This is a genomic window from Vibrio tubiashii (genome assembly GCF_028551255.1).
Lineage (GTDB): Bacteria > Pseudomonadota > Gammaproteobacteria > Enterobacterales > Vibrionaceae > Vibrio > Vibrio tubiashii_B.
The window spans coordinates 1589059-1602483 of the sequence record NZ_CP117029.1; the positions used below are offsets into that span (position 1 = coordinate 1589059).

General features: G+C 43.6%; 18 protein-coding genes. 6 read left to right on the forward strand and 12 right to left on the reverse strand.

Going from position 1 to position 13425, the window contains the following annotated elements; all coding sequences use genetic code 11:
* Window positions 1-636: 636 nt before the first annotated feature.
* From LYZ37_RS07210 to LYZ37_RS07255, 10 genes are all read right to left on the reverse strand, one after another.
* Window positions 637-837, reverse strand: a complete 201-nt coding sequence (locus tag LYZ37_RS07210; RefSeq protein WP_272787072.1) for a hypothetical protein — start codon at window positions 835-837, stop codon at window positions 637-639.
* Between the two features lie 2 nt (window positions 838-839).
* On the reverse strand, window positions 840-2261 hold the full coding sequence (locus LYZ37_RS07215) for a zonular occludens toxin domain-containing protein (protein ID WP_272787073.1): 1422 nt from the start codon (window positions 2259-2261) through the stop codon (window positions 840-842).
* Between the two features lie 2 nt (window positions 2262-2263).
* Window positions 2264-2608 carry a DUF2523 family protein gene (locus tag LYZ37_RS07220; RefSeq protein ID WP_272787074.1) on the reverse strand — a complete coding sequence of 115 codons (345 nt, stop codon included), beginning with the start codon at window positions 2606-2608 and terminating at the stop codon, window positions 2264-2266.
* An 8-nt stretch (window positions 2609-2616) separates the two neighbouring features.
* Window positions 2617-3954 (reverse strand): hypothetical protein, encoded by a 1338-nt coding sequence (locus LYZ37_RS07225; protein WP_272787075.1) that lies wholly within the window; start codon window positions 3952-3954, stop codon window positions 2617-2619.
* A 183-nt stretch (window positions 3955-4137) separates the two neighbouring features.
* The gene (locus LYZ37_RS07230) at window positions 4138-4368 is read right to left on the reverse strand and encodes a hypothetical protein (protein ID WP_272787076.1); all 231 of its coding nucleotides are present in this window, start codon (window positions 4366-4368) and stop codon (window positions 4138-4140) included.
* Between the two features lie 8 nt (window positions 4369-4376).
* On the reverse strand, window positions 4377-4610 hold the full coding sequence (locus LYZ37_RS07235; RefSeq protein ID WP_272787077.1) for a transcriptional regulator: 234 nt from the start codon (window positions 4608-4610) through the stop codon (window positions 4377-4379).
* A 3-nt stretch (window positions 4611-4613) separates the two neighbouring features.
* Window positions 4614-4922 (reverse strand): hypothetical protein, encoded by a 309-nt coding sequence (locus LYZ37_RS07240; RefSeq protein WP_272787078.1) that lies wholly within the window; start codon window positions 4920-4922, stop codon window positions 4614-4616.
* On the reverse strand, window positions 4913-6169 hold the full coding sequence (locus tag LYZ37_RS07245; RefSeq protein ID WP_272787079.1) for a replication initiation factor domain-containing protein: 1257 nt from the start codon (window positions 6167-6169) through the stop codon (window positions 4913-4915). Before LYZ37_RS07245 ends, LYZ37_RS07240 begins: the two co-directional genes overlap by 10 nt.
* Window positions 6162-6386, reverse strand: a complete 225-nt coding sequence (locus LYZ37_RS07250) for a hypothetical protein (RefSeq protein ID WP_272787080.1) — start codon at window positions 6384-6386, stop codon at window positions 6162-6164. Before LYZ37_RS07250 ends, LYZ37_RS07245 begins: the two co-directional genes overlap by 8 nt.
* Complete coding sequence (locus LYZ37_RS07255; protein ID WP_272787081.1) at window positions 6383-6943, reverse strand: 3'-5' exonuclease; 561 nt, start codon at window positions 6941-6943, stop codon at window positions 6383-6385. The genes LYZ37_RS07250 and LYZ37_RS07255 overlap by 4 nt, the downstream gene beginning before the upstream one ends.
* Window positions 6944-7120: 177 nt before the next feature.
* On the opposite strand from LYZ37_RS07255, the gene LYZ37_RS07260 reads away from it, so the two are divergent.
* Window positions 7121-7477: a DUF3693 domain-containing protein gene (locus LYZ37_RS07260; RefSeq protein WP_272787082.1), complete on the forward strand. Its 357-nt coding sequence runs from the start codon at window positions 7121-7123 to the stop codon at window positions 7475-7477.
* 151 nt (window positions 7478-7628) lie between these two features.
* On the opposite strand, the gene LYZ37_RS07265 is transcribed toward LYZ37_RS07260, so the two are convergent.
* Both LYZ37_RS07265 and LYZ37_RS07270 read right to left on the reverse strand, forming a co-directional pair.
* Window positions 7629-8774 carry a hypothetical protein gene (locus tag LYZ37_RS07265; protein ID WP_272787083.1) on the reverse strand — a complete coding sequence of 382 codons (1146 nt, stop codon included), beginning with the start codon at window positions 8772-8774 and terminating at the stop codon, window positions 7629-7631.
* 208 nt (window positions 8775-8982) lie between these two features.
* A complete protein-coding gene (locus LYZ37_RS07270) occupies window positions 8983-9345 on the reverse strand; it encodes a hypothetical protein (RefSeq protein WP_272787084.1) in 363 nt (120 codons plus the stop codon).
* A gap of 259 nt (window positions 9346-9604) precedes the next feature.
* On the opposite strand from LYZ37_RS07270, the gene ccoN reads away from it, so the two are divergent.
* From ccoN to LYZ37_RS07295, 5 genes are all read left to right on the forward strand, one after another.
* Window positions 9605-11032 (forward strand): cytochrome-c oxidase, cbb3-type subunit I, encoded by a 1428-nt coding sequence (gene ccoN / locus LYZ37_RS07275; protein WP_004745913.1) that lies wholly within the window; start codon window positions 9605-9607, stop codon window positions 11030-11032.
* Window positions 11033-11045: 13 nt separating this feature from the next.
* The gene (gene ccoO / locus LYZ37_RS07280) at window positions 11046-11666 is read left to right on the forward strand and encodes a cytochrome-c oxidase, cbb3-type subunit II (protein ID WP_004745914.1); all 621 of its coding nucleotides are present in this window, start codon (window positions 11046-11048) and stop codon (window positions 11664-11666) included.
* Between the two features lie 16 nt (window positions 11667-11682).
* Window positions 11683-11859 carry a cbb3-type cytochrome oxidase subunit 3 gene (locus LYZ37_RS07285; protein ID WP_004745916.1) on the forward strand — a complete coding sequence of 59 codons (177 nt, stop codon included), beginning with the start codon at window positions 11683-11685 and terminating at the stop codon, window positions 11857-11859.
* On the forward strand, window positions 11856-12833 hold the full coding sequence (ccoP, locus tag LYZ37_RS07290; protein WP_272787085.1) for a cytochrome-c oxidase, cbb3-type subunit III: 978 nt from the start codon (window positions 11856-11858) through the stop codon (window positions 12831-12833). Before LYZ37_RS07285 ends, ccoP begins: the two co-directional genes overlap by 4 nt.
* Window positions 12834-12940: 107 nt before the next feature.
* A complete protein-coding gene (locus LYZ37_RS07295; protein WP_272787086.1) occupies window positions 12941-13420 on the forward strand; it encodes a FixH family protein in 480 nt (159 codons plus the stop codon).
* The last annotated feature ends 5 nt before the right edge of the window (window positions 13421-13425 follow it).

Here is a 13425-nt window from a genome sequence, read left to right on the forward strand (position 1 = left end):
TTGCTTATATTCGATATTCTGCTTTTACTAGTCCCTTTTGTAATTCTGTTTTCTTACAAAAGGCTAAATAATCGAAACAGCATTAGCATAATGCTGCATATCTACAAGCTATCATTTGCATTTGTTGCTTTGGAAATTGCATATTCATGGTCAGTTAATATCGGCATAACGGAACCATTATTTGATGTTGGAGATTCATTAATCATCGGCAGTGAGATGGTGAACACAGCCTTTAGCACTTTCCTCGTATTTTTCTATGTTACGGCTTTGACATATATAGAAATCACAAAAGAATAGTTTCGTAGGAGTTAGACTTTCACCCCGTATTACTATACGGGGTCGACTCGCTGACGCTCAAACACTGGCGCACTGCGTTTGCGGAACGTAGAGGTAGGGGAATCAATCTCGACACTCGATTGATTTGCTGTGAGCAATAAGAACGCCCACACTGCTATGCTCGCTGCTCAGTCTTCGCGACTGCGCATAGCGTGTGGGGCTATTTATGTGGGTTGCAGGGGCGTTAAGCCCCTTTGTTGTGACAGGTCTCTGCAAGGGGTATTCTGGCAGGAAGGAGGGGTGTTTTTATCTCACGCGTCAGCGCAGACTGACCGCGCCAGTTGATAGGGCATTCTAATTTTAGTCGGTCGAGTGGCTTGGTGCTTCGTCATCGCTTCGCAATTCCTTATCCCTGCGGGGCTTTAGCTTGCCGACTGCCTTAGACAACATCCAAGAAATCGAGTCATACATTGCCAAACCAACAAAAACACCGATAAACACATAAAACAATATCGCTTGATTGAATGCCTCGATAAACACCATTAACTGTTCATTTGTCATATTTACGCTTCCTTATCATTATCTGTTAGTTTGAATATATCGATTTGCTCAAGGTCATCAGCTCGTTCTGACAGCGCCTCATCACTTGATGCAGTCACTTGTTGAATCGGTGGACACGTCAGCATACGTAATGTGTTTTCTAACTCCACTTGGATTAAGCAATCGTCGATAACCTCAAACTGATAACCATAACGTCTTAACACCGTAGAACTGATGTAATAACTGCCTTCTTGTTTATCAATACGGAATCGATAATCAAAGGAGGTGAACTCATCATGGTCACGCACCTTAAGAACACTGGTCAGGTACACTGACTCCGCATTGTTGAATACCGGAAAGTACTGATAAAACGGGTTCACACTATCAATAACAACTTCAAAATTACTTTGAGCACTACCATTGCCAGAAGCCACGCTAACACTACTTTTCGTATTGCCTTGGTTTTCATCCACAGATACGCGAGAGCCATTCTCACCGCTCGATGAACTGGCGCTAACTTCCTCACTAACTGCTTCAGTCGTATCATCAGAATTGCTGCTATATAACGCATACGCTTCCCTTACAAAATTACCTAGAGCCAACAGGCCAATAACAACCACCGCGATAAACTTAGGTGATTTTAAGATCGTGATATCTGCTTTTGATTCGTTGAATCCACCTGTACCCGTCGATTGATAAAGAGCAAATACATCAACAGGAATCTTTTTATTCGTACAAGCTGCTAAGTCCTGTTTCGTACTAGGAGCCGTCTTGGTTGATTTGGGGCGGTGGTTGTAGATACGTGGGCGACGCTTACGGAAAAACGTATCGGTCGAGGTGTGAGAAAATGCATCGGTCGCACAGCCTTGCATCCACTTGGGTATCGAGGTGTAATCCGGTGTCAGTAGAATGACATCCCATTGATATTTACGGTGACGCATAAACGCCCCGTAGAAATTATCGGGATACAATAAGCGCCCCTGGTCATCGAGTTGCGTCTCGCCAGTATCATCCGTATCACCTTCATCCAGATTGGACGTATCTGCCATTGTCCAACGTTCGTAAAACAAATCAGCATGACCATCTGGAAGATGCTCTAAAAAATCCTCTAAGGGACGTTTTAACGACTTCTCACGTTTAAAGCCCACTTCAGGCGCAAAGATATCCTGACATTCATCTATCACAACCAGAGAGTTAACAGGCATCCAGTTAAACCAGTTTTGCCAAAGTTCAATGCCTTGCATCTTACGACTGAATATCCGGATAAGCCGCGCACTGACAGGAAACTTTTCACCGAGAATTCTCTCAAGAGATTCAAGAGGTTTAAGCCCCTCAATATTCGTGACCACTACACGACCAGCACGAAGAGCTGGCACAATCTCAAACCAAACCACATAGGCGGATTTATACGCCCCGTTAGAGCCATGTCGAAAATAAACTGCCATGATTACCACCCCATAACACGAAGCACGAACGCCGTAGCAGCCGCATCGATAATGATGCGAATTGCATCGACAATGCCAATGGCATAACACACATGACGCAAATCTGGAGACAGTTGATTAAACGCCCCATTAAGCACCGTATACACTTCGTAATCTTTGAGCAGCATCGTTGCCACTTTGAACGCAAGCTTAATCATTGATAGCTCAAGATAAAGATAGAGCTTAATCAACCACAACCAAGCGTAAGCAAAAACATTCATGATCATGTCAGGAATAGAAAACAAGAAGTGCTTAACATCACTCCCTATACCTGCTAAGAACTCAATCACTGTATAGATATAATCCATCGTTCCCCCTAAGACACGCGACCAGAACTAAGCACAATTAGCGCACCAATCAAAGTAGCCACCAAAATAATCACACCCCGTATCAAATCGATATGAGGACCTATTTTTTCCATCAGACTAAAATCAACAGACACATTGCGACCGTGATTATCCAGAACAAAATGCGACCCTTTGTAAGAGCCATTATTGAAGTGCATTTCACCCATGTTGAAAGGTGATTTAGATAGGCGAGTTTCGATATCTGACTCGATATCTTTAATATCCTTTTCGAGCCCTGACAGCCCATCTTTAAGCTTATCGGTTAACTCAGGCGCTTCCGGTTCCTTGAACGTTTTACCACTCGTTTTAAGAGATTCGATCGCATTCTTAATGGCATTCAATCTGCTAATCTCCTTTGCTGAATTGCCATCAATATTATTACCGAGACCATTAACAGCATTCGTTACCTTGCCCACTGAGTTATCAATATTTTTAAGCGAGGTTTCGCTTTTTTTAGACGCATCATCGACCGACTTTTTCAGTTTGTCGGACTTATCCTCGTTTGACTTTTTGATGTCATCTAACTTGCCGCTCAAGGTATCCAATCGAGTGTTTGAATCGGTCTTCATCCCATCAATCGCTGCAACAACATCTTCGTTACCACTAGGTTTATCAGGGTCAGGGTCAGGGTCTGGTTTTGGGTCAGGGTCAGGGTCTGGTTTACCACCCCCAGTTTCATCACATTGCCAAGTTACATCACTACGAGATTTACAACTGTAAGAGAATTTTCCGCGCTTATTGGTACAAAGAATCATCTTATTGCGTTTGAGCTGATTAAACTCATCTGAAGTACAATAATCTTCACACACACCAAGTGCATTAGGCTTAGAACCATCATTACAAATACAGTTACCTTCTAAGTCTTTTTTCTGACCGACAGGACAAGTGTTACCGTCACCACCGCCGGAACCATCACCACCGCCGGAACCGTCACCACCGCCGGAACCGTCACCACCACCGGAACCATCACCACCACCGGAACCATCACCACCACCGGAACCATCACCGTCTCCACTGTCAGGGTCAACCGCTTTACACTTACCTGTTACAAGATCCATTTGTTGACCTTCAGGGCATGAAGCAAGAACTGTTAGGCCGACTTTACTTTCAAAGTTTTTAAGAAAGACTTTACACTCAGAATCACCCCAACGAGTTCTGAAGTAGGTAAAGCTATCTGGCGTTGTTCCCTTCAAACTATACGTATAGTAATAACCGGAAGACATAGAACAGCCAGAAGGAAACTTACTTAACCATGCTTGTGCTGCTTTCTCAGAATTGGCATGTACAGACGAGTCAAAATTATTCATAACAAAAGCATGAGACGAAAAAGCGAATAGAAACGATGCAAGAAAAAGGAAACGAAAGATATTCATCTAATCAGACCTATAAAAAAGGAGGCCGAAGCCCCCTCTAACCTGATATCACGCCCGTATAAACCCCATAACAAAAGCACAAGGCCATGACGGACGCTAACCCAACAGAGACAAGCATTAGCGTTTAGCTAACCAAGTCACCACCATGCCAACACCAAAGCCAAGGGCAGCAAGCGCAATAACGCCAGAAGTGGTGGTTTGAACCAATGCTTTACCTGCATTGATTGCTGATGTGATAGCCGTTGAGTTGTCGTCAGCCGCCATTGCAGAGCTAGACAGAGTCAGAGCAACACCTGCTTGAGCGTAACGATTTTGAGCGACTTTTTTTACAATGTTCATGTATTTCATACTGTTACCTATTTTTTTCCGAGATATTTAATAACGCGGCCAAGTACATGACCGACGATGAACGTAACCAGAAACTGACCTAACAGCAGTTGGTACAGAGACTGGTCAAACTGAAACAATGAATAATCAAACTGACTATTCACCAGTTGAGTCACCTCGTCCTTAGAGAGCACCATCAATTCACAATCATTGACCGTAGATTGAGTGATAACCCCTTTGACGATTGCGACACAAATAGACATGGATTAGCCTTTGATTGGCTTGATATCGACTACGATGTTTCGCGCAGGATTCTGCGGGTCTGCATCCAAGTGCAGCTCACACATCATTGGGAATTGGCTTTCCAATTCTTTGAATGCCATAACCAGTGATGGATTTGGATTCATGGCGATTTGTTTCTTGTCCAGACCGACTGCCTGACATTCGCCTTTTTCAGACCTCCAACCTTCGTTAGTGGCTAGATAGTTCACTTGAGCGAAGTTGTATGGACGGTCATCTTTTTTTGATAGACCTTGCGAGTGTTCACACCCGATGACGATTACGGTTAATGGCATGGTATTTCTCCAGTTTTTTCTAGATGTAAGTCCCGACCGACTGGAAAGTTAATCCGGTCGGGGATGTCGTTGAGTTCGAGTCCCTTCGTCAGGGTTTCGAGTATCTGTTTATCGTCGTCGTACAGTTGGCGCATGGCGTTAACCAATTTGCCGTACTGAACACGAGCGTGTTTAACCGCGTTTTCAAACGAGGTCATAAATTTGATTTTGGTGGTCGAGATAGCGATAGGCTCGACATCATCAATCAGAGACGCAAGGGCAGGGTACGAGCCTGCAAAATACGGGTCAGGGTCGATTAACACCTCAAGAGGAATAACCCTATAACGGTTGCCTATCTGAACTTCAAAGCGGTTCCAGTTGGGATACTGTTCGCATTTCATTTGCGCGGCTTTATCGTAGGCGCGGAACACCTTGCCGTTCTCACGCGCACCGACATAAAAGGTATGACCCGCATCAGCCACAAAGCCACATTTCTTGCGGTCTTGTGGTGACATACTTTGATAGCCACGAAATTCACCGGCACTGGGCGGCGTACCACGAGTAATGAACTGACCATCAAGGTACTTGTCTTTGATGTCTTCGATAGAAACGTTACCCTGTAAGTCATCAAGGGCAATATCCACACGCGTCAGTTTGGCACCAACCATTTGCTTAAGTGCCTTGTAGAGCGCTTCCATGTTGATGGCCTCGCAGCCTTTACCGGAAAACGATACGTAGTAACCAAAGTTCGCTGCACCCCAAGCGACTAATCCGGCTTGAGTACCATTGCACAGCAGCTTGGCTGAGTAGCGATAACCAGAAAAGCCACCACGACGTTCAAGTGTCCATTCGTTTTGCTCATAGCTGATTTCGTCAGCCAACACCTCTAGAAAAGATTCGATTTCGCCATGACAAAGGGTGTCAAGCATATCAATCCCGATATTGCTAATAAGGCGTTGATAACATTCATTAAAAGACACATCAGTATCAATTCGTACATCGGCATTGATAAGCTCCTTATCCAGAGCCGCAAAGTACAAATCCTTATTGGCAAAGTCTTCTGACTCGATACAACCGAGTACTTGAGCAAGGTTTTCCCCAAAGTGGGCAATCTTGGTTTGTTCACGTTGAGCCATAGCGACCACGTTCATCGATTCAAACTCATTGATTTGCTCTAAAGCAAAGCGTTGTTTCGCCATGTCTTTGCAGCGTTCAAGCAGTAAAGGCGAACCAGAGAAGCTTACGTAATCAATGACGGTCTTATTCATCGTGAAATACTCGGTCAAAAGCGCCATTAGCACGTAGCTCAGATTCGTTTTCGTGCGTAATTTCAATCAGTTCACGGTCAGACTCACACGCATAGAGGTACATTTCGTGTTTGGTTTTGAAGTATTCCGGTAGACCATCAATCGAGCACCAGTAACCATCGGCATGGTGCTCAAAGTAGACAGGGTTTTTGCGGTCAGGCTTGTTTGAAAAGCTCATTGGTTCGCCTCAATCTGCTTGTTCACTACAGTGATAAGGCGACGAGTCATTTCGCAATCACCCAATGCACGGTGTGCCACTAATCCCGCAGTTTCAATACCTTGTTGCTGACAGGCATTGACCAAGGATTGCCACTTGTAATTGCCGTGATAATCATTCCAATCACCAAAGAACTCGGCGTACCATTCCATTGCACATTGACCCTTTATCATGTGCGAGAGATTCAATAGCGGATAATCAAAATCAGAGAGAGACTGAGCGATTAAGCGGTAGTCATAATCAAAGTTGTAGATAATGACTTCACGGTCAAAAAGAAAGGATTTGATGTCATTCCAGACAGTATCGAAGGTTGGCTTATCAGCTACATCAGCATGACCAATGCCATGCACTTGATATGCTTCGTTTGGAATTTCACACAGTGGGTTAACCAATTGATTAACCAATACGTCGCCCGTAGATGCACAAATAATCGAGATTTCAACAATACGCGCATTAGAATCCAGACCTGTAGTCTCAGTATCTAGAATCACAGCGTTATCCAATTTAATCATTTTCATCACAACCCCCTAAAGTTGTCCGAGCGACCGCCCCAGAAGCTTAGGGAGCGACCGAAGCGGTCTAATACAGTAATTTCTGTAGGGATTAAATACAGAATTCTATGTATCGTCAATACAGCAATTTCTTTGTTAAAAGACTAGAATCTAGGTAAACGTGCCAAATAAGGGTGTTTAAAAATGTACACAAACAAGCTGATTGAAGCTTATAAAGAACAGATGAAATATGTTCAATATAAGCAAATAGCGCATGATTTAGGTGTAAGCCCTCAAATGATAACTGAGGTTAGAAAAGGACGAACACATTTAAACGAAAATCAAATACTTATGCTTGCTGATGTAGTTGGAGAAGATAAAGAAAAGGCTTTGATTGGGTTAGCGATGGATAAAGCGAAAACCTACGAGGCGCAAACACTATGGAATAGCATTGCAAAAAAGTTTAACGGGCTAGGTTTATCAAGTATTTCAATGATTTGTGGAACTTTAGTTTTAACTAAATTAGAAGCTGCTAAGTTCGCATTATGTATATTATGTTAAATGGAATGTACGTGTACGCGAAATCTGGCTTGTTTACGGCTGTTAATCCTCTACTTTGCTCTATTTCATTGAACATAATGGATTTACCATAAAATACCTAATAAACAGTATTTATAATCTGTCGATTCTAATATTGTTTATTAGTAATCGTTTAGCAAAGCGCTGAACTTGTTCCGCGAATTGCGAAGATGTTGTTGTTCAACACATCGTAATGATGTCTGTTTACTGCGTTTTCGAATATTCCGTCAATGCCCATTAGCACTGATGGTTTTGCTATGCGATCTGGCGTTGACGTGAAAATTTGATTCTTCAGTGTATAAACGTTGCTCTGCATTTTTTCGAACTTTGCTTTGTTGCTTGCAATACGTTGGTACGTCTCTAGGATTTGGTCTTTTGAATAGTTGAGCGTTGAGTTGTTCGAAAAGTTTGTTCCCCAGCTAGTTACGACCTTTTCAGCAAAGTCTCTTGTGATCTGTCCAGGGCCAAACAGTTTATGCTCACCATTGCTGCCGCCGCTCGTTCTTGAGGCTCCCACTAATGTCGCATGTCGGCCAGGAATCATAGTTGTGTAGAACTTTGTGTTCTTGTGGAGTTTGGGCATTCTAGCCTTGAAGAACAAAGAACGTTCGTCTTTGGCATAAAAACAGACGATTTGCTTTACGTTTGAGCCTAGCGACTTATAGTTCTTAAAGGCGTTAAGACCACCTGGTACTGGATCGAGTGCGAATATATTGACACTTATGTTCGCAAGTTGCGGGTGTTCAAGTAACTCGTTGGCAAGTTCGAAGCAGCTTACGCCACCGCGGCTCCAACCGATAAGATTAAGCTGTGTTATGGGATCTCTCTGCCGTTCTCTTCTAATGCTCTCCATCTGTAAACTCAAGCCGCTTTTCAGATCTTGAGCTAATTCATCACGCTCTTGTATCCAACGCGAGTACGCAGAGCTAAGGCGATTAAACGGTTTGGATTCATCTAACAATGCACTTGCTCTATCTTTATAGTCTTTCTTTTCTGTGGAACTGCCTTTTAACAGGTTGATGACATGGGAAATATTGCTTGCAACGCCCCAACCTGCCAGCTGGCCGAACACAGTCCAATACACCTGATCATCGGTCTGCTTGCGCCATTCACTTAGGTTCCCGCTCCCGACTCCATCAACTTGTATATAGTCAATATTGTCTCTGCCGAGCACATTTTTTGCGAGTACAGAAACGAGCTCACCGGAAGCATAGCTTTTATGAACGTGATTTTCCGATGTTGCGCCGGTACCACTAAAAAAGACCGTGACTGTAGACATTCTATCCCTCGTATTTCGTTTCAAGCTGCGAAAAACTTGCAACTACTTGGTTAACTATCATTAGTTAAAAAGATAGAACATGAGATTGATTTCACAAAAGAAATAGACGGATAAATGACAGGTTAAATGAGTTTATGCGGTAAACCTATCAAATCAGGTCACCGCATTAGAAGAAATTATTAGGAGAAAATTCGGGATGGCTTTTTGGTTAAATTCTAAACGTTACACCGACTATTTGGCTTTCTTGTAGATCGGATAATTGAATTTCTAGGTTATCGAATTCTTCCCCTTTTATGTGCCAATTATTTTCATTTTCTATGATTTGAACAGACTTATTTTCGGTTGAAATCTTCCAGTTATTTGAGGGTTTATTCAAGGTTATTTTTCCCTCCAATTTCGAAGCCGAAAACTGGTCGTTTTTAACACTAAAAGTACAATTTGGTTTCAACTCACACTCTATTTCTTGCCCTTCGGTGAATGTGACCGTACGCCAAATAAACGCTGTAATAAGTAGGGTTAACATGATGATTATTTGAACAAAACGGCCTCGTGTGAGTTTCTGTGCTGCCATTATGTGGGGTTCTCCGTGTAACAAACTTCAAAGTTTTAAAATAAAAGGCCAAAACCAGACCGACTGTAAGGTTACTACGCTGTCATTGAATTGTTAAATGCAGTATAGTTGGCGGCTGAAAATGCCACTTTTTTTAAAAACTGGCAAGAATATTTAACCAAGGAATTTTGGTGTGATTTTCTTAACAGTTTTGGGTGGCATTACGACATGTGTCGTGTTGGAAGTAAAGTGTAGTTAATTAGAAATTGGAAGCATGCAAATGAGCCAAGAAAAGCAGCTTGAACAAAACTACAACTATACAGTCGTCCGTCAATTTACCCTTGTTACTATTCTTTGGGGCATTGTCGGAATGGCCGTTGGTGTTTTGATTGCCGCTCAATTAGTTTGGCCACAGCTAAACTTTGATACGCCGTGGTTGACGTACAGTCGCTTACGTCCTCTGCATACTAATGCGGTTATTTTTGCGTTTGGTACAAGTGCCCTATTCGCAACGTCTTATTACGTTGTTCAGCGCACCTGTCAAACTCGTCTCTTTGGTGGCCCTCTTGTCGCCTTTACCTTTTGGGGCTGGCAAGCCATCATTTTAGCAGCAGCGATTACTCTGCCATTGGGTTTCACCTCTGGTAAAGAATACGCAGAGCTAGAATGGCCAATCGATATTGCCATCGCAGTTGTTTGGGTTTCTTACGCTATCGTGTTCTTCGGAACATTGATAACCCGTAGGACCTCTCACATCTACGTAGCAAACTGGTTCTTCGGTGCCTTTATCATCACTGTTGCGGTTCTTCATATCGTAAACAGCATGGCAATCCCTGTATCTCTTGGTAAGTCTTATTCGATTTACTCAGGTGCGGTGGATGCAATGGTTCAGTGGTGGTACGGACACAACGCAGTAGGTTTCCTACTGACAGCTGGTTTCCTAGGTATGATGTACTACTTCGTGCCTAAGCAAGCTGAACGTCCTGTTTACTCGTACCGTCTGTCTATCGTTCACTTCTGGGCATTAGTATCTCTATACATCTGGGCTGGTCCTCACCACCTACACTACACTGCACTTCCAGATTGGACGCAGTCACTAGGTATGGTGATGTCACTGGTTCTATTCGCTCCGTCTTGGGGTGGTATGATCAACGGTATCATGACGCTATCTGGTGCTTGGCACAAACTACGTTATGACCCTATCCTACGTTTCCTAATCGTATCTCTATCGTTCTACGGTATGTCTACGTTTGAAGGTCCAATGATGTCTATTAAGACAGTTAACGCACTGTCTCACTACACTGACTGGACTATCGGCCACGTACACTCTGGTGCACTAGGTTGGGTTGCTATGGTATCTATCGGTTCGGTATACCACTTAGTCCCTCGCCTATTCGGTCAAGAGCGTATGTACTCTGTTGGTCTAATCAATACTCACTTCTGGTTAGCAACTATCGGTACAGTTCTATACATCGTTGCAATGTGGATCTCTGGTGTAATGCAAGGTCTGATGTGGCGTGCGGTTAACTCTGACGGTACGTTGACTTACAGCTTTGTTGAGTCAGTTGAAGCGTCTTACCCATTCTACTTCGTACGTTTCCTAGGTGGATTTATTTTCCTAGCAGGTATGTTCCTAATGGCATACAACACGTATAAAACGGTAACAGCGCCTAAAGATAGCCTTAAAGCTATCCCACAGCCGGCATAAGGAGATTTAAAGAATGAGTTCTAATTCTAACAATCGCCACGAAATTGTTGAACGCAATGTCGGTTTACTCGCGATTCTTATCGTTTTTGCAATCAGCTTGGGTGCTCTTGTAGAGATCACTCCCCTGATTTTCCAAAAGCAAACGACTGAGCCTGTAGAGAACCTACGTCCTTATACAGCGCTTGAAATGGAAGGTCGTGATGTTTACATCCGCGAAGGTTGTAACGTATGTCATAGCCAGATGATTCGTCCATTCCGCTCTGAAACGGAACGTTACGGTCACTACTCTGTTGCTGGTGAAAGTGTATACGAGCATCCATTCCTGTGGGGCTCTAAGCGTACAGGTCCTGACCTAGCGCGCGTTGGTGGTCGTTACTCTGATGAGTGGCACCGTGTACACCTAATTGACCCACGTGAGTTGGTTCCTGAGTCAAACATGCCTGGTTTCCCATGGCTTGAAGAAAATGTTCTTGATGGTAAGAACACTCAGAAGAAACTTGAAATCTTCCGTGATCAGTTTGGTGTTCCATACACTGATGAGCAAATCGCAAACGCGTCTAAAGATGTAGAAGGTAAAACAGAGATGGATGCAATCATCGCTTACCTTCAGTCTCTTGGTCACGCAATGAAGTAATAAAGGGGGTGACATTATGGATATCGGTACTATTCACAGTATTTGGACCATAGTTCTGTTCGTTAGCTTTCTAGGTGTGGTTTGGTGGGCTTACGGTAAGAGCCGTAAAGCACGCTTTGATGAAGCTGCAAACCTTGTTTTTGCTGATGAGCAGAAAGCGCCTGAAAAAGAACAAGGAGTGACTAAGCAATGACGACATTTTGGAGTCTTTGGATAATCATCATCACAGTCGGTACACTGGTCGGCTGTGCTGCGCTCCTTTTTTGGTGCCTTAAAGATAAAATGGGTGTTGAAGAAGGTGCAGATATGGGCCACGAATACGATGGTATTCGTGAACTAAACAACCCACTGCCTAAGTGGTGGACTTATCTGTTTGTTGGTACGTTTGTATTCGCAGCTATTTACCTAACTCTGTACCCAGGTCTAGGTAACTTCAAAGGCGTTCTAGGTTGGCAGAGTTCTGACCAAACAGTACGCTCTCTTGAAGAGTCAAAAGCGTCGATTGCAAAAGCGCAAGAGAACAAGCAGTTGGTACAGTACGCTAAAGAGCTAGATGATGCAGATACTTATTTCGGTGAAGCATTTAAGAAACTAGCTTACGTAGATGGCTCAACTGAGCTGCGCCCTATCCCTGAAATTGCAGCGGATAGCGAAGCAGTGAAAGTTGGTCAGCGTTTGTTCCTACAAAACTGTTCTCAGTGTCACGGCTCTGATGCTCGTGGTCAGAAAGGTTTCCCTAACCTAACTGATGATGCATGGCTATACGGCGGTGAACCACAAGCGATTGTTACGACTGTAATGCAAGGTCGTATCGGTCAAATGCCAGGTTGGAAAGACGCGTTAGGCGAGCAAGGCGTGAAAGAAGTTGTGAGCTACACGCTAAGCCTGTCTGGACGTTCTGTTAACGCTCGCGAAGCAGAAGCTGGTAAAGCTCGTTTCGTAGTGTGTGCAGCGTGTCACGGTACAGATGGTAAAGGTAACCCAGCAGTTGGTGCACCTGATCTAACTGACCAAGACTGGTTGTTTGGTGGTTCTCGCGCAGAAGTAACAGAAACAGTAATGAACGGTCGTTCGGGCGTAATGCCAGCTTGGAAAGACATTCTAGGCGAAGATAAAGTTCAGCTAGTTTCAGCTTATGTGTGGAGCTTAAGCAACTCGGAACAATAAGTTACATTTCTATTACAGCCCCTTACTCTCTATAGATGGTAAAGGGGCTGTCTTTTCTTTACAGTTAAAGCCCTAATTTTTTTAATTTTTCAATTGAGAACTTTTTTATGGAAAAGCCTTGGTATAAGCAGTTTTGGCCCTGGTTTATACTCTCCCTTACGGTTGGAGTATCTATACTAACTTTGGTTCGAGTGGCGATACTTACAAACCACTCTGTTCATTTGGTTACCGAGGATTACTATAAAAAAGGAAAAGGGATCAACGTCGATATTTCAAGAGTCAATGTGACCAAAGAGCTTGGACTCAAAGCTTCAGTCCACTCTGAAGGGAGCTCAGTGGTGATTGAATTTGATAAAGGTCAATTAGAACACTACCCAGCAATCACTGCTATGTTTGCCCACCGTACCCTTCCTGACCACGATTTCACTAAACTGGTAACTTCAGATGCGCGCGGTGTATATCGATTTACCCTTGATGATGCGCTTCAAGGGCCATGGTTTGTTGAGTTAACACCCCATGATGAGAAATGGTTAATCCAAGGCCGCATCGAGTTCCCTACGTCGGCAGCAGTACAACTATCTAACTAAGAAGC